18 protein-coding genes and 1 tRNA gene are annotated in these 22,024 nt (G+C 62.2%); 12 read left to right on the forward strand and 7 right to left on the reverse strand.

Features of this window, described 5'->3' with window-relative positions:
- The first annotated feature begins 28 nt into the window (after positions 1–28).
- The gene (locus tag RCO31_RS29985) at positions 29–1,030 is read left to right on the forward strand and encodes an ABC transporter substrate-binding protein (RefSeq protein ID WP_308971992.1); all 1,002 of its coding nucleotides are present in this window, start codon (positions 29–31) and stop codon (positions 1,028–1,030) included.
- 107 nt (positions 1,031–1,137) lie between these two features.
- Positions 1,138–1,422: a DUF3303 family protein gene (locus RCO31_RS29990; protein ID WP_308971993.1), complete on the forward strand. Its 285-nt coding sequence runs from the start codon at positions 1,138–1,140 to the stop codon at positions 1,420–1,422.
- A 22-nt stretch (positions 1,423–1,444) separates the two neighbouring features.
- Here the strand turns inward: RCO31_RS29990 and RCO31_RS29995 are convergent, their stop codons facing one another.
- The 4 genes from RCO31_RS29995 to RCO31_RS30010 all read right to left on the reverse strand — a co-directional run bounded on the left by RCO31_RS29995 (position 1,445) and on the right by RCO31_RS30010 (position 5,122).
- Positions 1,445–2,410 carry a tripartite tricarboxylate transporter substrate binding protein gene (locus RCO31_RS29995; protein WP_308971994.1) on the reverse strand — a complete coding sequence of 322 codons (966 nt, stop codon included), beginning with the start codon at positions 2,408–2,410 and terminating at the stop codon, positions 1,445–1,447.
- Positions 2,411–2,467: 57 nt separating this feature from the next.
- The gene (locus RCO31_RS30000; protein WP_308971995.1) at positions 2,468–3,277 is read right to left on the reverse strand and encodes an aldolase/citrate lyase family protein; all 810 of its coding nucleotides are present in this window, start codon (positions 3,275–3,277) and stop codon (positions 2,468–2,470) included.
- Between the two features lie 119 nt (positions 3,278–3,396).
- Positions 3,397–4,293 (reverse strand): LysR family transcriptional regulator, encoded by an 897-nt coding sequence (locus RCO31_RS30005; protein ID WP_308971996.1) that lies wholly within the window; start codon positions 4,291–4,293, stop codon positions 3,397–3,399.
- A gap of 52 nt (positions 4,294–4,345) precedes the next feature.
- Positions 4,346–5,122 (reverse strand): helix-turn-helix domain-containing protein, encoded by a 777-nt coding sequence (locus RCO31_RS30010; protein ID WP_308971997.1) that lies wholly within the window; start codon positions 5,120–5,122, stop codon positions 4,346–4,348.
- Positions 5,123–5,277: 155 nt separating this feature from the next.
- Between RCO31_RS30010 and RCO31_RS30015 the strand changes: the two genes are divergently transcribed.
- Entirely contained in the window at positions 5,278–6,660 is a 1,383-nt protein-coding gene (locus tag RCO31_RS30015; RefSeq protein WP_308971998.1) for an LLM class flavin-dependent oxidoreductase, read from the forward strand.
- A 256-nt stretch (positions 6,661–6,916) separates the two neighbouring features.
- Here the strand turns inward: RCO31_RS30015 and RCO31_RS30020 are convergent.
- A tRNA-Gln gene (locus RCO31_RS30020) sits at positions 6,917–6,991 on the reverse strand.
- A gap of 136 nt (positions 6,992–7,127) precedes the next feature.
- On the reverse strand, positions 7,128–8,849 hold the full coding sequence (locus RCO31_RS30025) for a thiamine pyrophosphate-requiring protein (RefSeq protein WP_308971999.1): 1,722 nt from the start codon (positions 8,847–8,849) through the stop codon (positions 7,128–7,130).
- A 215-nt stretch (positions 8,850–9,064) separates the two neighbouring features.
- Between RCO31_RS30025 and RCO31_RS30030 the strand changes: the two genes are divergently transcribed.
- Positions 9,065–9,856 carry an enoyl-CoA hydratase-related protein gene (locus RCO31_RS30030; RefSeq protein WP_308972000.1) on the forward strand — a complete coding sequence of 264 codons (792 nt, stop codon included), beginning with the start codon at positions 9,065–9,067 and terminating at the stop codon, positions 9,854–9,856.
- Between the two features lie 132 nt (positions 9,857–9,988).
- On the forward strand, positions 9,989–11,236 hold the full coding sequence (locus RCO31_RS30035; RefSeq protein ID WP_308972001.1) for an FAD-binding oxidoreductase: 1,248 nt from the start codon (positions 9,989–9,991) through the stop codon (positions 11,234–11,236).
- Between the two features lie 94 nt (positions 11,237–11,330).
- On the opposite strand, the gene RCO31_RS30040 is transcribed toward RCO31_RS30035, so the two are convergent.
- On the reverse strand, positions 11,331–12,584 hold the full coding sequence (locus RCO31_RS30040) for a Zn-dependent hydrolase (RefSeq protein WP_308972002.1): 1,254 nt from the start codon (positions 12,582–12,584) through the stop codon (positions 11,331–11,333).
- A 363-nt stretch (positions 12,585–12,947) separates the two neighbouring features.
- On the opposite strand from RCO31_RS30040, the gene RCO31_RS30045 reads away from it, so the two are divergent.
- The 7 genes from RCO31_RS30045 (at position 12,948) to RCO31_RS30075 (ending at position 21,983) form a co-directional block, all read left to right on the forward strand.
- Complete coding sequence (locus RCO31_RS30045; RefSeq protein ID WP_308972003.1) at positions 12,948–14,729, forward strand: acyl-CoA dehydrogenase; 1,782 nt, start codon at positions 12,948–12,950, stop codon at positions 14,727–14,729.
- Positions 14,730–14,889: 160 nt separating this feature from the next.
- The gene (locus RCO31_RS30050) at positions 14,890–15,651 is read left to right on the forward strand and encodes a crotonase/enoyl-CoA hydratase family protein (protein ID WP_308972004.1); all 762 of its coding nucleotides are present in this window, start codon (positions 14,890–14,892) and stop codon (positions 15,649–15,651) included.
- 150 nt (positions 15,652–15,801) lie between these two features.
- Positions 15,802–17,481: a bifunctional metallophosphatase/5'-nucleotidase gene (locus RCO31_RS30055; protein WP_308972005.1), complete on the forward strand. Its 1,680-nt coding sequence runs from the start codon at positions 15,802–15,804 to the stop codon at positions 17,479–17,481.
- A 227-nt stretch (positions 17,482–17,708) separates the two neighbouring features.
- Positions 17,709–18,638 (forward strand): histone deacetylase family protein, encoded by a 930-nt coding sequence (locus tag RCO31_RS30060; protein WP_308972006.1) that lies wholly within the window; start codon positions 17,709–17,711, stop codon positions 18,636–18,638.
- Between the two features lie 101 nt (positions 18,639–18,739).
- Positions 18,740–18,991 carry an exodeoxyribonuclease VII small subunit gene (locus RCO31_RS30065; protein WP_308972042.1) on the forward strand — a complete coding sequence of 84 codons (252 nt, stop codon included), beginning with the start codon at positions 18,740–18,742 and terminating at the stop codon, positions 18,989–18,991.
- Positions 18,992–19,333: 342 nt separating this feature from the next.
- Positions 19,334–21,250 carry a 1-deoxy-D-xylulose-5-phosphate synthase gene (dxs, locus tag RCO31_RS30070; protein WP_308972007.1) on the forward strand — a complete coding sequence of 639 codons (1,917 nt, stop codon included), beginning with the start codon at positions 19,334–19,336 and terminating at the stop codon, positions 21,248–21,250.
- 1 nt (position 21,251) lies between these two features.
- Complete coding sequence (locus tag RCO31_RS30075; protein WP_308972009.1) at positions 21,252–21,983, forward strand: TlyA family RNA methyltransferase; 732 nt, start codon at positions 21,252–21,254, stop codon at positions 21,981–21,983.
- The last annotated feature ends 41 nt before the right edge of the window (positions 21,984–22,024 follow it).

The raw sequence follows: 22,024 nt of genomic DNA on the forward strand, positions 1-22,024 counted from the left end.
GCCAAAACAAAATGTCGGGAGATCGCACTTGAAACGCCGAGCCTGCCTCACAGGCATCCTGCTCTTTCTAACCGCGCTGTCCGCATCGCCGGCAATTTCCGAGCCATCGAGCATCCGAATGGGCACCCAATTCGGTCTCACCTATCTACCTTTTGCGGTGATGGAGCACGAGAAGCTGATCGAGAAGCAGGCCAAGGCCCGCGGAATCGGCGACGTGCAAGTCAAATGGCTGCGCTCCGCCGGCGGCAACGTCATGAATGACGCGCTGTTATCGGGCGATCTCGATTTTGTGGCAACCGGCTTTCCATCCTTTCTCGTGCTGTGGGCACGTGGCAAAGGCAAGTTCGACATCAAGGCTTTGTCTTCCTACGGCACAACGCCGCTGATGCTCTTGACCCGCGACCCCAACGTGAAATCGATCGCGGATTTTTCGAACAAGAATCGCATCGCCGTTCCTGCTGTCAAAAGCTCTATTCAAGCCATTCTCATCCAGATGGCGGCAGAAAAGCAGTTTGGGCGATTTGACAAGCTCGATGAGTTGACGATCTCGCGTTCGCATCCGGACGCTGCCGCCGCATTGCTGTCCGGCGTCGGTGAAGTCGACAGTCACTTCAGCGCGCCGCCCTACCAGTATCAGGAGCTGGACAGACCGGGCGTCCGCCTCGTGACGACCTCGAATGAGATTTTCGGCGGGCCGCTGTCCAACGGCGTTCTGTATCTGACGACGAAATTCCACGATGCCAATCCGAAGACGATTGCCGCCGTCAATGCCGCGCTGCGCGAGGCGCTCGAACTGATAAGCCGCGACAAGCGCCGCGCGCTCGAGATGTATCTCGCGGTCTCGGGCGACAAGATCTCCGTAGAGGAGGCGCTCAGGACAGTCAGCGATCAGAACACGATCTTTGACGCTGTACCCCGCGGCACGATGCGGTACGCAGAGTTCATGAAGCGAACCGGCGGAGTCGCTTTGGCGCCAAAGGATTGGAAAGAGATATTCTTTGTGGAAGCCCACGACTTGCCGGGCAACTAACGCCTGGCTTCCGGCTCTCTCGTTCGCACGAGAACGAGCTGAACGACGCGAATGACGCGCCGCCGTCGGTGGCGATCGCTCTGCCCTTTCGACTGAGGAGTGACACGATGAAATTCATGGTGATGAGCAACCCCCGCCCTGAGCGCCCGTCGGACGTACGAGGACGACAAACGTCGTTTTGGGACTGGCTCGAACCGCTCAAGGCAAACCGAACGGTCGAAGCGGTCTACGTCAAGACGGGTCGTGGCGCGATCCTGGTGTTCGAGGTCGATGATCATGAGACGCTGCACCGTCTCATGACCGAATGGGCGGACTGCGTGCCGGCCGAATTGACCGTCTATCCCTTGCTCGATGACCCGGCTCATCAGGAAAAGATCGCCCGCAAAGGATAGGCTCCGCCGGAGCGGTCGACGTCTACTCGCCTTTCATGTTGGTTTCGCGGATGACCGCGCCCCACCTGTCCCATTCGGTCTTGATATAGGCGCCGAACTCGATCGGAGTGTTGTACGCTGGCCGGCTTCCGGAGGTTTCCATCGTCTTGATGAATTCCGGTTCGCTCGACAGCCGCCGCAGCGCCTCGCTCAGCTTACTGATGATGTCAGGCGGCGTGCCCGCAGGCGCCAACAGTCCGATCCAGGAGCCGCCTGAGTATCCGGGAAAGCCCATTTCAGCGACGGTCTTGAGGTTGGGGAAGTCCTTCATGCGCTCAGAGCCCAGTGCGGCGAGCGCGCGGACACCGCCGCTCTTGACCTGACCGGACGCCGACGCCATCACCAGCAGCCCGATGTCAAGGTGACCACCGACCAGATCCGCAAGGGCCTGCGCATCGCCTTTGTAGGGAATGTGATGCATGTCGATGCCGGCGGTACGCTTCAGCAGCTCGCCAGCCAGGTGCGTCGGCGAGGCGAAACCCGACGTGCCGAAGCCAAATTTCCCTGGCGACTGCTTCAAAAGCTTTACGAACTCCTGAAAGTCCTTCGCCGGAAAATCGTTCTTGACCAGCAGAACACCGTCATTGACGGCCAGCAGGCCGATCGGTGCGAAGTCGCGCAACGTATCGTAATTCGGTTTCGGCGGAATGTGGACGCCGATCGCAAGCGCGCCCACTGTTGCGACCGTCAACGTGTAACCGTCAGCCGGCGCCTTGGCGACAAGCTCCGCCGCAATTCTTGCATTGGCGCCAGGCTTGTTTTCGATGATGACGGGCTGGCCGAATTGCCGATGCAGGCTCTCGCCGACAGCCCGCGCCAGAATATCGGTGGCGCCGCCGGCCGCAAACCCTACGATGATCCGGATCGGACGATCCGGATAGTTAGCATGGGCGCAAATCGTGCCGGCGAACAGAACGGCGAGCGTCAGCGTCCATCGCAACGCGTTCATCATGTTCCTCCCCTCGTTGGCTCGCGGCCCCCTCTTGAGGTGCCCAATGCGATCCGACTAGCGCGACGTTTGTAGCTCTCTCAGCTTGGCCGCCCGGCTCTGGGCCGCCGAAAGCAGGAAAGCCAGGTCCGCACCGGACGACACGAAACGCGCGCCGAGGCGCACGAACTGTTCAATGAGCACCGGGTTGCTTGCAAGACCGCCGATGCCCGTGAACTTGCCGTGCCTTCGCGTCGCCTCGATTACGCGCGCGTAGGCGTCGCGCACCTTCCGATGGTCGAATTGCCCGTCGATCCCCATCTCCGCGCACAGATCGTTGGTGCCAATCATCAGGATATCGACACCGTCGACCGCCGCGATTTCGTCGGCTTTCGCGAGACCTTGCTCCGTTTCGATCATCGCAACGACCATCGTTGCCGCGTTGAGAGTACGACGAGCCTCGACAAGGGGCCACGTCTGAAACCGGAAATGCGGCAATCCGACCGTGACCGATCGGTTGCCCGAGGGGGCAAATTTCGCGTTCTGCACCACCAACCGTGCGTCACTGGCCGAACTGACGTGCGGCGCGATAATGCCAAGCGCTCCGCCATCGAGCACGCGCGACACGAACTCAGGCTCGAAATTGGGAACCCGGACCAAGGGAGTGATACCCGCGCCAAGGGCCGCGATGCAGATCTGCGAAGTCGTCTCCAGCGAAAAGGCGCAGTGTTCGAGGTCGACGTAGAACGCGTCGAATCCTGCCGCCTTGGCGATCGTCGCTATCTCGATGCTTTGCACGAGGCGAACCACCATCGAAATCGCCACCTCATCATTGGCGAGCCGATCGAGGACATTGTTGCGCAGACTCTGTTCAAGCTCCGGAGGCATGTGAAATCCCTTATGTCATTGCCTCAAGTTATCCTGGCGGCGCCGGGCGTAGAATTAAGATTTACGCGCCCTGTCATAAGTCAGGTTGATGGGCGGCACCGCACGCTTCGCATCACAGTTCAACGGTCGTTGCGGCCTTGCTTCATTTCGGACCTCACCAGCTTGATCAGTTCCTTCGCCACCTGCGTCTGCGGCCGTCCGATCGGCTCGATGAGCATGGTTCTGACTTCGATGGTCGGGTGGATGGGGCGAACCACCAGCAGCGGATTCGAGGCGGTCCGAAACAGAAACGGCTCAACCAGCGCGAGGCCGGCGCCTTGCGCCGCCAGCACAAACGCCGTCATCGCATAGTTCACTTGAATTCGACGTGCGAACTTGATTTTCGCGGCGGCGAAAGCCGCTTCGACCGGCGTGCCGATCGGCGTATTCGACGCATATGTGATGATGTCGTAGCCAGCCAATTGATCGATCTTGATCTCATTCTGACGCGCCAATGGATGGTCGACCGGCATGATGCAGGCAATCGGCGCGGTTGCGAGCAAGGTCGCGGCAACGTCAGGATTCTTGATCGGTGCAAAACCGAGCCCAAAATCCGCCTCACGCTGTGAAACACGATCGACTACTTGAACCGTCGGCAAGGCCTGAATCGAAATCCGTACCGAGGGCCGCGTCTTCAGGAATTTGGCGACCGCCACAGCCAGCGGTCCGTTCGCCACGGCGAATGTGGCCGCCACGGAGATATGGCCGAGCCGTCCCGCGGCAAGGTCCATCAGGGATCGGTTGACGGTTTCGACGCGTTGGAAGATGTTGGCGACATCGGCGAATATAATGTGAGCCTCTGGTGTGGGCTGCAGCCGGCCCCCGGCGCGATTGAACAACGTGATGTTGAGCTGACGTTCGCAATGCCGCAGGATCGTGCTGACGGCGGGCTGCGAGACATTTAAGAGCTTGGCGGCTCCCGTGACGGAGCCGACCTTCATCACAGCGTGGAACACCTCCATTTGTCGCAGATTCATTTGGTGCCACCTGCTTTGGAATTTCCCTGGGATGGTGCGTCGTCGCGTTGCGCTAAGTGGCGCGGCGAGAGCGTTGCTCGCTATCCCCGTTAACGTGCCGCTTGATGACTTTCTTCATGAGATCGATGTACGCATCGCGATTCTGAACGATCACGGATTCAACGCTCGAAACTCCGATCGCCAGCGGTGTTTCACCAACGCTCTTCGGCAGCAGCATTGCGATCGCGCCTGCACCCGGGACGACGCCGCCAATCGAAACGCAGTGGCCGTCACGACGGATCGCTTCGATCTTCTGCAGGACTTCGGGGAGATTTATCAGCTCTGCTTCACCCTCATCGTTGATACGACGTATGAGCTGGCCGATCGTACGGTCATCGAAGCGGCTTAGTAGCATCAAGCCCGCGGCGGTCGTCGTCAGTCCGCGAAAGCTTCCGGATTCCGCGTGCAGCCGCACCGGTCCCTTGGCGTCAATGACCTGAGTGTATTGCAAGCGCAGCCCGATCTGCACACCGAGCAAAATCGTCTCGCCCGTCGCATCGCTGAGCTCCAGCATCATGGCCCAGATACGATCGTGATCGAACAGGCGCGTGCCGATCCAGTTATTCAGAAACGGCAATCGTGCCGTCGGCAGATAGCTTCGCGTCGTCGCGTTGTAGGACAGGTAGCCCATGGCGACCATCGTCCGCATCACCGACGAGACGCTCGAATTCGGATACCCGAAATGATTTGCAAGCTCGGCCACCGACACGGCGCGCTGCACCTTTGCGTAGTACTCCAGAAACTCGAAGACCCGCCGCGCCGACTTCACCCCCTCGTTCGGTTCTTTCACGCGTCACCTCCGGTCCGCCCCCGGTCCTATTGATACTATCTGAACATCTCTATATGTGAATTGCAATCTCATACCGATTTTGTGTTGCAGTTTTCGGCATCGGGGCTCATGTTTTCGGACAATCAGGCCAGCCGCGAACCGCAAGGAATTGAGCCATGCCGGAAAGACGCGATGATCAGATCAAGCTCGGCGTCTTCTACTGGCCAGGCGGGCACCATGTGGCTGCTTGGCGCCACCCGCAGGCAGAGACCGACAGCGTGTTCGATTTCCGTCGCTGCGCCGAGCTCGCCCAGCTCGCCGAGCGCGGTAAGATCGACCTGTTTTTCATCGCCGACCTCGTCGGTATCCGCCCCGAAAACATCGATGCGCAGGCCGGCGCCGCTCGCGCGGTGTATTTCGAACCGCTGACTTTGCTCGGCGCGCTTTCGGCCGTGACCGATCGCATCGGGCTCGTCGCGACCGCCACGACGACCTACAACGAGCCCTATCACCTGGCGCGCAAACTAGCGTCGCTTGATCTGATCAATGGCGGTCGGACTGGTTGGAATCTGGTGACCTCGCACAATCAGGCCGAGGCCGCGAATTTCGGCGCTGAAACGCATATGGCGCACGCCGATCGCTACGATCGCGCCACGGAGTTCGCCGAGGTCGTGAAAGGGTTATGGGATAGCTGGGAAGACGACGCGATCGAGCGCAACAAGCAAAGCGGTCGCTACTTCGACCCGGCCAAACTGCACTTCCTCAACCACAAAGGTAAGCACTTCTCGGTGCGTGGTCCGCTCAACGTGCCGCGCTCCCCGCAAGGTCATCCCGTTCTCGTTCAGGCCGGCTCGTCCGGCCCGGGCCGCGAGCTTGCGGCAAGAACGGCCGAAGTCATTTTCACGGCTGCGGAAAGCATCGGCGAAGGCCAGGCCTTCTACAGCGACGTCAAGGAGCGTCTAAAGAAGTACGGCCGCGACCCGCAGCACTGCTGCATCATGCCCGGCATTTTTCCCGTGATCAGCCGCACGCAGAAGGAAGCGGAAGACAAGTACGAGTACCTGCAGTCGCTGGTGCAGCCGCAAGTCGGCCTGTTCCTGCTGCAACATCTCCTGGGGCGGGACCTGTCCGCATACGATCCCGACAAGCCGCTGCCGGATCTGCCTGAGCATGACGGCGCGAAAGGCAGGACCGAGGTCATTCTGCGCACGGCGCGCAAGGACAACCTGACGCTGAGGCAGCTTTATCTGCAGATCGCCGTCGCGCGTGGGCACACGGTCGTGATCGGAACGCCCGAAAAGGTCGCCGACACGATGGAGGAATGGTTTGTCGGCCGCGCGGCCGACGGCTTCAATATTCTTCCCCCCGTATTTCCAACCAGTCTGGAAGATTTTGTCGAGCTTGTGATCCCTGAGTTGCAGCGACGCAACCTGTTCAGGAAGGATTACGAGGGGACGACGCTTCGCGAACACCTTGGCCTGCCAAAGCCGGAATTCGTCAAGCGCAGCTCGGCACATGCGGAGGAGGAAAAGGAGCGGCAGTTGGCAAACGCCGGATGAACTTTATCTCACTATTGAGGCACGATCCCGAGGTCCTGGAGATGATTGAGCCAGAAAGGGAGCCTCTTCAGTGTAAAGCTTCTGCGTTTCTTCGAGTGACTGAGGAGGATCTAAGCTGAAGGTCGATGCCGCCACGGCGGCATGACCAAGCTTGAGGAGGCCGAACTAACAGACGGCCAGGGCCGTGCGCTGTCCACTTACAAGGCCGTTCAGAACGCCAGCCCGGCGAATGTGCAAAATTCTCAGTAAAATCAACTGGCTGGGGCGGGAGGATTCGAACCTCCGCATGCCGGAATCAAAATCCGGTGCCTTACCACTTGGCGACGCCCCAATGTCCGGCAGGTCTGGCAGGAGGCGGCTGGCCACCCTCCTTGCGAAACACCGCCGCAATAGCCGTTGGCGGGCCATCTTGCAACACCGCAACGCCTTGGCAGACAAGCGAAATCACATTCTGAGTAAAGCCGATCCTACCGCCGTCCCTGCACATGCACATTGAGCAGCGCCGGCGTGCCTGAGCGGACCTTCTTGAGCGCACGAGCGATTGCATCGGGCAGCTTTGCCGGATCTTCGACCGATTCACCGAAGCCGTCGCAACATTCCGCCACTTTCTCGAAGGCTGGCGAGGGATTGAGATCCTGGATCGGCATGACGTTCGCCCGGGAGGCAGCGCCATCAGGATAGACCGCAAGCGTGGCCTGCTTCACGGCGAGCCATTGGTGGTTGTTCGTCACGATCGTCAGCGTCGGCAAGTTTTCCGCGCGCTGCACGAAATGATACGGCACGGGATTGCCAAACATGTAGGAGCCGTCGCCGAGCGTGACGATCACCTCCCGCTCGGGCGCAGCGAGCTTGGCGCCAAGCGCCGTGCCGAGGCCCGCACCAAGGCCGCCGGCGAGCGACGTGCCGATGAAACTGAGCGGCTCGACCAGATCGAGCCGACCGGGTGCGACGCCAAGCTCGTTGACGATGATCGCGTCCCTCGCCTTCGCCGCGTTGAGGCAGTGCGCGAGCCACACCGGATGGATCGGCACGTCGTTCTTCGACTGCGCGAGAAGTCTGTCGTACGCCTTCTTCGCCTCTTCACGCGCTGCCGCGACCGTCTTGCGGCGAGCGTCGAGGCGACCTTTCCTGCCCGCGCCAAGAGCTTCGTTGAGCATGACAAGCGCAGCGACCGGATCGCCGGCCACCAGCAGATCGGCTTCGTACTCGCGGAACGGATGCCGGCTCACCAGCGGATCGATCCCGATGTGGATGACCTTGGCGCTTGCCTTCGGCGCCGCCGTGCGCGGTATCCACGGCACGCCCGAATCGATGACGATCACCACGTCCGCCTGCGCCAGATGCGGGGTCGGCTCCGGACCATAGCCGAGATTCATCTCATGATCGCTCGGCAAATTCATGTCGGTTGCGTTCATCTGCAACACCGGAATGGCCTGCGCGCCGCACAGCGCGCTCAAAGCTGCCACTGCCGCGGCGGAACGGCCGAGCGCCGAGGTGATGATCAGCGGATACTCGGCCCCGGCGATCAGATGCGCAGCTTGTTCGATCGCCTGCAACGACGGTGCAGGCGCGGCTGCGCCAAGCGGTCGTATGGTGTCGCGCCGCATTGGCACGGCGTCGTCCGCCAGCACCTCGCGCGGCAGGCAAAGATAAACCGGACCGCGCGGTTCGCTCATCGCGATGTCGAGCGCGCGGTCAACCAGCGCGCCGACCGGCTGTCCCGCGCGCAGCTCATAATCCCATTTGACGAACTCACGCAGCATGCCGCCCTGGTCGAATGCCTCCTGGCCCCAGTGAATCGGCAGGTTGCGCGAGGCGATGTGGCCCGCTTCGGTGATCGGCGTGCGGCCCGCGCAGAGCATCACCGGCACGTTGTCGCGCGCCATGTTCATCACCTGGCAAACGGCGTTGGCGGTGCCGACTGTGACGTGCAGCATTACCGCTGCCGGCTTTCCCGCGACGCGGTAGTAGCCATTGGCCATGGCCATCGCCAAATTCTCATGTGGCGCGGTGACGAACCGGGGAAATTTGCGTCGGTTGCCGTTCCGCGAAACGGCCTCGATGATCGGCGCGAAATCGGTTCCGGCATTGGCGAAAACATACTCGATGCCGCGCTCGCCCAGTCGGGCAAGAAAGGCCTCCGCCGCAAAATCTCCCGCGACCAAAGACTTGTCTGCAACCTGGTCCATGGCTGTCGCCCTTCTTGATGGAGGCCTGCCTCAACTATAGCCGTCTCGTCTGCGCTCGACCATCGCAACGTGCTGCGACACAGCAACCTCCAGCTCTGATCATGGCCTAAGATCATGGCCAAGCCCGACCTGATGTGTTTTCGTAAGCTCGAACGCTCAACGGCGAGCTTCGGAACCAAAGCGAAAACAACAAACAATAACAAACGGAGGTCAACATGCCCGTGCTGTTCGAAACTCGCGGCCACGCCGCCATCCTCACGCTGAGCCGGCCTGAGGCGCGCAATGCCTGGGGCGACGATTTCAACGAGGGGCTGAAGACGCTCTTGCAGCAGGCGGAACATGATCATGGCATCCGTTGCGTCATCCTGACCGGTGATGAAAAAGGCGGCGCGTTTTCAGCAGGCGCAAACCTGGCGAATGCAGCCACCCACACTGTCAGCTCGCCAGCGGATTTCATCACCGGCGAGATTCCTGCAAAGCGGAACTTCGTCGCCAATCTCCTCACGGATTTCGCGAAGCCGGTGATCGCCGCCGTCAACGGCTATGCTGTCGGCATCGGCTGCATCGCGACCTATAGCTGTGATCTGATCGTCGCCTCGGAACGCGCCGAATGGCGGTTGCCGCAAGTGCGGCTCGGTATCCTGCCGGCTTATGGCGGCGCGCCGCGGCTTGCACGCTGGGTGGGCAAGGGCAATGCCATGCGCGCGGCGCTGGGCTATTCCATCGACGCGACGGAAGCCTACCGCATCGGTCTTGCGCAGTGGCTGGTGCCGCATGAGCAGCTGATGGAGCAGGCGCTGAAGATCGCCGACGATATCGCCGCGATGCCGCCGCTCGCTGCGCGTCTCGTCAAGGAATCCCTGACCAAAGGTCTCGACATTCCCAACATCCGCGATGCATCGGAAGCCGACACCTACCGCTTCATGGTGCTGAGCATGACCGAGGATGCCAAGGAATCGCATCGCGCCTGGCGCGAAAAACGAAAGCCCAGCATTCAGGGGAAGTGAACTCGGAGAACGTTGAGAATATCTCGACAGGCTTTCGGGCAACGAACTTGACTTCGAGGCGTTGCGACTACCCTATGTAGGACGTCCTGACGCCGGACGTGTTGCAACAACCTGCTGCGTGAGTTTGGGTTCATGAAATTCGACGTTGTCGTTCTGGGAGCCGGCATCGTCGGTGTTTGCGTGGCGCTCCATCTGCAGAAGAAGGGCCGATCGGTCCTTCTCGTCGATCGGCGGAAGCCTGGCGCAGAAACATCCTTCGGCAACGCCGGGCTGATCCAGCGGGAGGCGATCTATCCCTATGGCTTTCCACAGGATTTCGGTCTGCTGGTGCGCTACAGCGCCAACCGCGCAATCGACATGCATTACCACGCCTTCGCGCTGCCGACGATCGCGCCGTTCCTGTGGCAGTACTGGAAGAATTCGGGCCCTGCCCGGCACGATGCCATCGCGCGCATCTACGCCAAGCTGATCGAACGCTGCGTCGATGAGCATGACGTCCTGATCACTGAAGCCGGCGCTGAGCATCTCGTCCGCCGCAATGGCTGGATCAAGGTCTTCCGCAGCGAAGCCGTGCGCGACACGAATTTCGCCGACGCGGAGCGCCTGAAGCAGGAATTCGGCGTCACCTATCGCGCGCTTGACCGGCGCGACCTCGAACGCGAAGAGCCATTCCTCGCACCCGGACTCGCGGGCGGGCTGCACTGGACTCAGCCGATCTCGACAAGCAGTCCGCACGGCCTCGTGACGGCCTACGCCGCCTTGTTCCAGAAGCTCGGCGGACGCTACGTGCAGGCCGATGCCCGGACTCTTGAGGCGAACGGCGCACAGTGGACGGTGCGTTCGGTCGAAGGACCGATGCAGGCCGACGCCGCGGTCCTCGCCCTCGGCCCCTGGGCCGACGTCATCACGCGCAGCCTCGGCTACGACCTGCCGCTGGCGGTCAAGCGCGGCTATCACATGCACTACCGCCCCGCCGGCGACGCGAAGCTCAATCACCCGATCCTGGATTATGAGCGCGGCTATCTTCTCGCTCCCATGGAACGCGGCATTCGGCTGACGACCGGTGCAGAGTTCGCGTTGCGCGATGCGATGCGAACGCCGGTGCAGCTCGGCAGAGCGGAACCGATTGCACGCGATCTGGTCCCGCTCGCGGAGCGCCTCGACACCGAGGCGTGGATGGGAGCGCGTCCGTGCACGCCAGATATGATGCCGATCATCGGACCTGCACCGAAGCACCGCAATCTCTGGTTCGCCTTCGGTCACGCGCACCACGGCCTGACACTCGGTCCCGTCACCGGGCGCCTCGTTGCCGAAATGATCACAGGCGAAGCAACCGTGGTCGATCCGACCCCCTATCGGGCGGATCGCTTCTCAAGCTGAGTCAGCGCAGCTGAGATTATTTGAGCACGAGAAGGACGCACGCTCGGCGCAAGCCCCTCTCCCGAGTTAGGGGAGAGGCCGCGACCTGACCTTGTCAGCGCGCTGACGTCACCCCCGCCAGCGCGAGCGTTGCATGCAAGAGCACGTTTGCGCCGGCAGCGCAGTGGTCCTGCGTCGCATCTTCAAGCTCATTGTGGCTGAGCCCGTCCTTGCACGGGACAAAGATCATCGCCGTCGGCATCACCGCATTGAGATTGCAGGCATCGTGGCCTGCGCCGGAGGTAATCCTGCGATGGGAATAGCCGAGCGCCGTCGTGGCCTGTTCGACCGCGCTGACGACCTTGGTATCGAAGATCGTAGGCTCCTTGCGCCACACGCTGTCGAACGCGATGTCGACCCTGCGCTTCGAGCCTATATCGGCGACGGCTGCGCGCAACTCCGCATCGAGCGCCGTCATGATCGCGCCGTCGGGACTGCGCACATCCATCGTGAAGGCGATCTCGCCGGGCACGACGTTGCGCGACGGCGCGGCGATCACCGCCTCGCCGACGGTGGCGACCGCATTCGGCGCGCGCGAATTCGCGATTCTCTCCGCAGCAAGAACGATCTCGGCCAGCGCTGCAAGCGCATCCTGCCGGTATTGCATTGGCGTGGAGGCGTGACGCTCGACACCGCTGATCCGGCCATCATACCAAAGGATGCCCTGCCCGCGCTCGACCACGCCGATGGTCTTGCTCTCGCGCTCCAGGATCGGCCCCTGCTCGATATGCAGCTCGACGAACGCGCCGAGCCGCCGCGCGCCGACCGGCTCCCCACCACGATAGCCTATGTTCTCCAGGGCTGCGGCGACCGTGACGCCATCCGCGTCCTTGCGTGAGAGAATGTCGTCGACGGTGAAATCGCCGGCATAGGCGCCGGAGGCCATCATCGCCGGCGCAAAGCGCGAACCTTCCTCATTGGTCCAGTTCACGACGCAGATCGGCGCATCAGTCTCGATGCCCGCATCGTTCAGGGTGCGGATGACCTCGAGAGCTGCCAGCGTGCCGAGCACGCCGTCGAACTTGCCGCCCGTTGGTTGCGTGTCGAGATGCGAGCCCATGCCGACCGGCAGCTTGGTCTTGTCGCGACCGGGCCGGATCGCGAACATCGAACCCAGGGCGTCTACATGCACCTCGCAACCCGCGGCTTCGCAGGCGGTACGAAACCAGTCGCGCACCTTTTGGTCCTCATCGCTCAGCGTCAGCCGGCGCACGCCGCCCTTCGGTGTACCGCCGAATTTGGCGGTGGCATGGATATCCCCCCACAGGCGATCGGAATTGATGTGAAGATTGGGCAGCCGTTCGGTCATGTCGCGGATTTTCCGGATTTCGAAGGGGTCATTATTTCACAAGCAAACGGCGGGCCGCTAGTGTCCTGATCGAATCCGAAGTTCGGCCATACTTTGCAGCGAGTTCAGAGCGAACTTCGGATTCGATCAGGACACTAGCAAGTTTATGATTCTAGTGTCGTTTATGGATCAGAAATTCGCACGATGGATTCGCGGCAACGATGGTGCGAATTTCTGATCCACGACACTAGCCACTAAAAAAGAGCATTGTCCTGGGGGTGTCTCGCATGGGAATACCCTGCAAGAGCATGCCGTTCGCTGCATGTGGGCACTATATACGGTTGCTGCGCCGGCAGCTGGTCGAAAATACCCGGGAGAAACGTCATGACCTATCGCACACCTCTCAACGACATTCTCCTGTCGCTCAACCATGGCGCGGGTTTCGCGCAGGCAGGCAAGGCAGAGCAGCTCGGCGACTACGACGCCGAAATGACGGCGGCCGTGCTTGAAGAGGCGGGCAAATTCGCCGAAGACGTTCTTGCGCCGCTCAACCGCGATGGCGACAAGGTCGGGGCGAGGTACAGCGACGGCAAGGTCGCGACTGCGCCTGGGTGGGCGGATGCCTATGCGCGCTGGACGGCGGCCGGCTGGAACGCCGTGTCGGCACCGACGGAATGGGGCGGGCAAGGCCTGCCGCTGGCCATCAACGCCGCCTGCACCGAGATCTGGAGCTCCGCCAACATGGCGTTCGGGCTTTGCCCGCTGCTCACCGCGAGTGCAATCGAAGCGCTGGACGCGCATGGCAGCGAGGCCCTGAAGAAGCTCTACCTTGCCAAGCTCGTTTCCGGCGAATGGACCGGAACGATGCAGCTGACCGAGTCGCAGGCGGGTTCAGACGTTGGCGCCCTGCGCAGTCGCGCCGAGAAGCAGAGCGACGGCACCTACAAGCTGTTCGGCCAGAAGATCTTCATCACCTATGGCGAGCACGACATGACGGAGAACATCATCCACTTCGTCCTCGCTCGCCTGCCCGATGCGCCGCCCGGCACGCGCGGCATCTCGCTGTTCCTGGTGCCGAAGTTCCTCGTCAATGAGGATGGTACGCTCGGGGCGCGCAACGACATTCGCGCCGCCAGCATCGAGCACAAGCTCGGCATCCACGCGTCCCCCACTTGCGTGATGGTGATGGGCGATAAAGGCGGCGCCACTGGCTACCTGATCGGCGAAGAGAATCGCGGCATGGCCTGCATGTTCACGATGATGAACCAGGCGCGCCTGAGCGTTGGCCTTGAAGGCGTCGGCATTGCCGAACGCGCATACCAGCAGGCGCTGGCCTATGCCCAGGAGCGCAAGCAAGGCCGCGGCACAGCCAGCAAGAATAAAGACTCTGACGCGATCATCGTGCACCCGGACATCAAGCGCATGCTGTTGCAGATGCGCGCGCTGACCGCGGCGGCGCGAACCATCTGCTACGCGACGGCAGTGGCGATCGATGTTTCGGAACGCGCAGGCGACGCAGCCGTGCGCGACGCCGCAAGCGCACGCGCCGCGCTGTTGACACCGATTGCCAAGGCCTTCTCGACGGATATCGGCAACGAGGTCGCGACGCTCGGGGTGCAAGTGCATGGCGGCATGGGCTTCATCGAGGAGACCGGCGCCGCACAGCATTTTCGCGATGCACGGATCGCGGCGATCTATGAAGGCACCAACGGCATCCAGTCGATCGACCTCGTCACGCGCAAGCTCGCTGCCCTGGGCGGCGCTTCGGTGTGGACGCTGCTCGATGAGCTGAAGGAGATCGTCGATCGTGTCGAAGCTTCGAACGACCCGGCCTTTGGCACCACCGGCCCACGCTTGCGCGAGGCGCTCGCGGCGCTGGAGCGCACTAGCCGCTGGCTGCTGGAACGGATGACGACCGCACCGAACGACGTGCTCGCGGGAGCGACGCCGTATCTGCGTCTGTTCGGCGCCACCCTCGGCGGCTGCAACCTGGCCGGCGAAGCGCTTGCCGCGCGCAGCCTCGATGGCGGCGACGGCCAGAAGCGCCACACCATACTGGCGCGCTTTTTCGCCGAGAATATCGCCGTTCAGGCTCCCTCACTCGAGCGCGCAGTGATCGACAGCGCCGACGCCGTGAACGGCGCGGATGCAGTGTTGCTGGGTTAAGTTCGTCATTGCGAGCGAAGCGAAGCAATCCAGCGCAGCATTTGCCGCATTCTCAGCGCTGGATTGCGTCGTCGCTACGCTCCTCGCAATGACGGGATGCCGCTATAACGTGCTTCAGTCTCACCTCGATCGACTAGACCTCAAGCAGAAGGCCGGAAACATGTCCCATGTCCTCGTGCGCGACGAAGGCGCAGTTCGCGTCATTACCATGAACCGGCCGGAAAAGAAGAATGCGCTGACGCAGGAGATGTACCACTCTATCGCCGGCGCGCTGGATTCTGCGACCGGCGACAAGGCAATCCGCTGCATCGTCATCGCGGGCCAGCCGGGCGCTTTCACCGCCGGCAACGATCTTGCGGACTTCATGGCCGCAGGTTCATCCGGCGAGCGCCAGGAGTTCGGCACCTCCGGCGGGGCGACGCTGCTGCATGCACTCTTGCGCAACCCGAAGCCGCTGGTTGCTGCCGTCGACGGCGTTGCCGTCGGGATTGGCACAACGATGATGTTTCACTGCGATTATGTCGTCGCGACCAAAGCCTCGATGTTCGCCACGCCGTTTGTCGGCCTCGGCCTTGTGCCGGAAGGCGCGTCCAGTCTCTTGATGCCGCGCGCGCTCGGCCATCAGAAGGCGTTCGAGATCCTTGTCATGGGCCGCAGGATCGACGGTGAGGCCGCCCATCATGCGGGCTTCGTCAATCAGGTCGCAGCGCCCGGTCAGGCAGAGGCGGATGCGCTGACAGTCGCGCAGGAGATCGCCGCACTGCCGCCGGAAGCCGTCGCCATCTCCAAACGGCTCATGCGCCTGCCGCCGGAACAGGTCGCCGAGCGCTTTGCGCTCGAAGGCAAGCACTTCGGCGAACAGATGCGCTCGCCCGAAGCGCTGAGCGCCTTTAAGGGATTTCTCGACCGCAAGCGGGCGTGAGGACTTTCGTGGACTGAAGCGTCGTCCCCGCGCAAGCAAAGACCCGGCGTTCCAGGAAACTGATGCATCATCTGCTGCGGCATACTGGATGCTTGCTTTGGCGGGCATGACGGCGGAGTGGTACGGCTGATCGTCAAACAGGTATAGGATATGCGCCTTCGCTACTGGATCGCGCCGCTCGCCGCATTGGTGCTGATCGTCACAGGCTTTTTCGTCACGCGCTCGGGGATCGTCTTCCGCCGCGCTCCCGTCGAGCTGACAATTCTTGCGTTGAACGATTTCCACGGCAACTTGCAGCCGCCACCAGGCGGCATTCGTGTTGCCGATCCTGCCGACAAGGCGAAGAAGATCGCCGTGCCGGCCGGCGGCGCCGAGCATCTGGCAACGCTCGTCAAGGAACGGCGCAAGGAAAAGACGCACAGCATCTTCGTCGCCGCCGGTGATCTGATTGGCGCGAGCCCGTTCCTGTCCGCACTGTTCCATGACGAGCCGACCATCGAGGCGCTATCGATCATGGGCCTCGACGTCGCCTCCGTCGGCAATCACGAGTTCGATGAAGGCGCGACAGAGCTCAAGCGCATGCAGGATGGCGGGTGCCATCCGACCGAGGGCTGCAAGGGTCCTCACCCGTTCCTTGGCGCGAAGTTCAGGTATCTCGCCGCCAGCACTGTCGAGAAGGCGACGGGCAAGACGTTCTTTCCTGCTTACGAGGTGCGCGAATTCGGTGGCATTCCTGTCGCGTTCATCGGGCTGACGCTGAAGGCTACGCCGCTGATCGTCAATCCCGCCGGCGTTGCCGGCCTCGAATTTCGCGACGAGGTCGAGACTGTCAACGCGCTCGTTCCCGAAATCAGGGCGCGCGGCATCGAAGCCATCGTCGTCCTGATCCATGAGGGCGGCTTTCCGACCGGCGGCTACAATGAATGTCCCGGCATTTCCGGACCGATCGTGGGTATCGTCAGCAAGTTCGACAAGGCGGTCGACATCGTCGTGTCCGGCCACACCCATCAGGCCTATGTGTGCAACATCGGCGGTCGCCTTGTCACCAGTGCCGACAAGTACGGCACGATCCTGACCGAGATCGATGTGAAGCTGGATCCTGCGACGCGCGATATCATCAGCGCCAAGGCTGGCAACACGATCGTGCGCACCGACGCGTTCGCCAGGGATGTGGAGCAGACACGGCTGATCGCAGCCTATGACGAACGCGCGAAGCCGATCGCGGCGCGCCCTTCCGGAAAGATCACCGACCCTATCTTGCGTGATCCAAACCGCGCGGGCGAGAGCGTGCTGGGCGATATCGTCGCCGATGCGCAGCTCGCTGCGACTGCGGGCGAGGCGAATGGAGGTGCCGTGATCGCCTTCACCAATCCCGGCGGCATCCGCAACAGTATCCCGAAGAGTGGGGATGGCACCGTCACGTACGCCGACGTGTTTGCAAGCCAGCCGTTCCGTAACCAGCTCGTGACGATGACGCTGACCGGCGCACAGATCAAGCAGGCACTGGAACAGCAATGGACCGCGCCATCGTTTCCGCGCATCCTGCAAGTCTCACGCGGCTTCGGCTTCAGCTTCGATACGACGCGGCCGATCGGTGATCGCGTGCCGATCGAAGGCATCACGTTCAACGGCACGCCGATCGATTCGAAAGCTACGTACCGCGTGACCGTGAACGACTTCCTCGCCTCCGGCGGCGACGGGTTTTCGACCTTCAAGGACGGCGTTGAACGGCGCACAGGCGTCTACGACGTCGACGCGCTCGATGCGTACTTCAAGGCCCACAGCCCGATTTCACCACACGTCCTCGATCGCATTCGACGGGTCGATTGAATATCGGGTCATTGATCATCAGGCCGAAGCTGATGAGTTATTCCGGAACAAGCGAGCGCGGCCCTCGGCCCTGCGATAACGTGCGGTGAGGACTTCGTGGCTAGCCGCTTGCTTCAGCCCTTGAAAGGGAGTGGTTGGCTGACCAGCACCATAACAAAAGGCGAGCGCGCCGATCATTGCGCCCTCCCCTTGTGGATGCATTGGGCAAAGCGTAACTGAGTCCGACAATGACCACTCTTCTCATCACCCATCCGGCTTGTCTGGACCACGCGACGCCTCCGGGTCATCCCGAGCGGGCGGACCGCCTGCGCGCCATCGACCAGGTTCTGAATGGCGAACGCTTTCAGTTCTTGCAGCGGGACCTTGCACCCGAAGCGAGCTTCGACACGATCGCGCTCTGTCATTCGGAGTATGAGATCGGCGAGATCCGTCATCTCGCCCCGAAGGAAGGTTTTGCGTATATCGACGCCGACACGGCGATGTCGCCGGGCAGCCTTCAGGCCATCACGCGCTCGGCCGGCGGCGCGGTAGCGGCCGTCGACGCCGTGATGTCGGGAAGCGTCGACAACGCCTTCGTCGCTACGCGCCCACCGGGCCATCACGCCGAAGTCGGCCGACCGATGGGCTTCTGCTTCTTCAACAACGCGGCGATCGCTGCGCGCCACGCCCAGCGCAAGTACGGCATCGGCCGCGCTGCAATCGTCGACTTTGACGTGCATCACGGCAACGGCACGCAGGACATCTTCTGGGCCGACAAAAGTGTGATGTATTGCTCGACCCACCAGATGCCGCTGTTTCCCGGCACCGGTGCTGCGAGCGAACGCGGCGAGCACAACACGATCGTCAACGCGCCGCTGCGGGCGGGCGACGGTCGCGCCCAGTTTCGCGAAGCTTTCGAAGCCACAATCCTGCCCCGTTTGCGGGATTTCGCGCCCGAGTTCCTGATCATTTCAGCGGGCTTCGATGCGCATTATCGCGATCCGCTCGCGAACATGATGCTAGAAGCTGCAGACTATCAGTGGGTGACGCAGAAGTTGATGGACGTCGCAGATGCGAGCGCACAGCAGCGAATCGTCTCGGTGCTCGAAGGTGGTTACGATTTGCAAGGGCTTGCGCACTCTGTGGAGGCACATGTGACCGCATTAATGAAAGGATAGCTTTCATCCTGCCTTGCCGCGGTGGAACTCACCGCCACAATGCCTCCGTAAATTTCCGGTCAACTCCAACTTTGTCGAAGCATCATTCAGGGGACGACATGATGGTCGAGAATACGCACGTTGACGTCAAGCGGCTGAGCTTCGAGCGCGCGATCGAAGAACTGGAGACGATCGTCAGGCGACTCGAGGAAGGCAAGGTGCCGCTGGAGGAATCCGTGACGATCTACGAGCGCGGCGAGGCCCTGAAGCGCCGCTGCGAGGAATTGCTGCGACAGGCTGAAGCGCGGGTCGACAAGATCACGACCGATTCGGCCGGCCAGCCGGCCGGAACCGAGCCGCTTGACGTGCAGTAAGACACTCCCCGGTTGCAGCAAAACAAGCCTTTTTCAGCGAATGGAACTCTTGCCGAACCCTTCGATGTGATTTAACGCACATCCTAAATACGGGGGTCGGAGTTAGCTTAGGGGCCGGTCGACGAGTCGCCCGACTGGCCTTAATGAACGTGCCGAAAACTGGCCAAAACCAGCATGGTTTCCCAGTTTGCGCGTTAACCTTTGAACCGGTCGAGCGGCTCCAGAGACCCAAACCGACTGGGCATTCGCTTGGCTTCCGCCATGCATTTGGTGTATGCCTGAACGTTAATTCTTCGACCGGAAGAGGATTCCGGCCGGACAACTTTGAAAGCGTGTGACCAAATGAGTGACACCCCGCTTCTCGACACCATCAAGACTCCTGAAGACCTGCGAAAGCTGCGTCCGGATCAGATGCGTCAGGTTGCCGACGAGCTGCGTCAAGAGACCATCGACGCCGTCTCCGTCACCGGTGGCCACTTCGGGGCTGGCCTTGGCGTCATCGAGCTGACGACTGCCATCCATTACGTCTTCAACACGCCGAAGGATCGCCTGATCTGGGACGTCGGCCACCAGGCCTACCCGCACAAGATCCTCACCGGCCGTCGTGATCGCATCCGCACGCTGCGCACCGGTGGTGGCCTGTCCGGCTTCACCAAGCGCACCGAGAGCGATTACGACCCGTTCGGCGCCGCACACTCCTCGACCTCGATCTCCGCAGGCCTCGGCATGGCTGTGGCCCGCGATCTGTCCGGCGGCACCAACAATGTGATCGCGGTGATCGGCGACGGGTCGATGTCGGCAGGCATGGCGTATGAGGCCATGAACAACGCCGGCGCGCTGAAGTCACGCCTGATCGTCATTCTCAACGACAACGACATGTCGATCGCGCCGCCGGTCGGCGCCATGTCTGCCTATCTCTCGCGCCTCTATTCGGGCCGGACCTATCAGTCCGCTCGCGACGCGCTGATTCACATCGCTCACAAGATGCCGAAGTACTTCGAGGAACGCGCGCTGCGTGCCGAGGAATATTCGCGCGGCTTCATGGTCGGCGGCGGCACGTTGTTCGAGGAGCTCGGCTTCTTCTATGTCGGCCCGATCGACGGCCACAACATGGATCACTTGTTGCCCGTGCTCACCAACGTGCGCGACTCAACCAAGGGCCCGATCCTCGTCCATGTGGTGACGCAGAAGGGCAAGGGCTACCCGCCGGCCGAAGCGTCCGCGGACAAGTATCATGCGGTGGTCAAGTTCGACGTGGCCACCGGCACGCAGGCCAAGGCCAAGCCGAATGCGCCGGCCTACCAGAACGTGTTTGGCCAGAGCCTCGTCAAGGAAGCAGAGAAGGACGACAGGATCGTCGGCATTACCGCGGCCATGCCGTCGGGAACCGGCATCGACATCTTTCAGAAGTCTTTCCCCACCCGCACCTTTGACGTCGGCATTGCCGAGCAGCACGCAGTGACGTTCGCCGCCGGTCTTGCGACCGAGGGCTTCAAGCCGTTCTGCGCGATCTACTCGACGTTCCTGCAGCGTGGCTATGACCAGGTCGTGCACGACGTGGCGATCCAGAACCTGCCGGTGCGCTTCGCGATCGACCGCGCCGGCCTTGTCGGCGCCGACGGCGCGACCCATGCCGGCTCGTTCGACAACGCTTATCTCGGCTGCCTGCCGAACTTCGTCATCATGGCCGCCAGCGATGAAGCTGAGCTCGTGCACATGGTCGCCACCCAGGTGGCAATCAATGACCACCCGAGCGCGCTGCGGTATCCGCGCGGCGAAGGCCGCGGCGTCGAGATGCCGGAAGTCGGCGTGCCGCTGCCGATCGGCAAGGGCCGCATCGTCCGTGAAGGCAGCAAGGTTGCCCTGCTCTCGTTCGGCACGCGTCTCGCCGAATGCGAGAAGGCGGCCGACGAGCTCGCTGCACTTGGCCTGTCCACCACGATTGCCGATGCGCGCTTCATGAAGCCGCTCGATGTGGATCTGGTGCTGAAGCTCGCAAACGAGCACGAGGTGTTGATCACCGTCGAGGAAGGCGCGGTTGGCGGCTTCGGTTCGCACGTGTTGCAGACGCTCTCCGAGCACGGCGCCCTCGACAAGGGCCTGCGGGTGCGTGCGATGGTGCTCCCCGACATCTTCATCGATCACGACACGCCGAACGCGATGTACGCGCTGGCCGGCCTCGACGCCAAGGGCATCGTCAAGAAGGTGTTCGAGGCGCTCGGCAGAGACGGCAAGGCGGAAGTGATCAAGCTGGCGTAACATGTCTGAACGGCAGCGCGCCGACCGTCTGCTGGTCGCGCGAGGCCTGTTCGAAAGCCGCGCCCGCGCACAGGCTGCGATTGCCGCCGGACTGGTGACAGCCGGCGGCAAACTCGTCTCAAAGGCCTCCGACGAAATCCCGCTGGACGCAGCGATCGAGGCGAGACCCGAACATCCATGGGTGTCGCGCGGCGGCGTCAAGCTTGCCGGCGCGCTCGAGCGCTATCCAATCGACATTGAGGACAAGGTCTGCCTCGACGTCGGCGCATCCACCGGCGGCTTCACCGAGGTACTGTTGAACTGCGGCGCGAGCCTCGTCCATGCGATCGATGTCGGACGCGATCAGCTGCATCCGAGCCTGCGAGGTCACCCCAGCATCATCTCGCGCGAGGAGACCGACATCCGCACGCTCGCGGGCAAGCGCCTCGACGTCAGGCCGACGGTCGTCGTCATCGACGTCAGCTTCATTTCCCTGAAGCATGTGCTGCCAGTGGCACTGGAGCTTGCTGCAGCGCCGACCAGCCTGTTGGCCCTGATCAAGCCGCAGTTCGAGGCGCCGCGGCCGGCGATCAAGAAGGGCATCGTGCGCGATGAGGCCGTGCACCGTGCGGTCTGCGACGACGTTGCGGCGTTTGCCGCATCGCTCGGCTGCACAGATATCGCAGTCTTCGAGTCCTGCATCGCAGGCGGCGACGGCAACCGCGAGTTCTTCCTCGGCGCCCGGCGTGGCTGAACTCCGTTGCTTTCCCGAAGCGCGTGCTAAGAGTTGCCGCC

It is taken from the genome of Bradyrhizobium sp. LHD-71, assembly GCF_031157255.1.
Lineage (GTDB): Bacteria > Pseudomonadota > Alphaproteobacteria > Rhizobiales > Xanthobacteraceae > P52-10.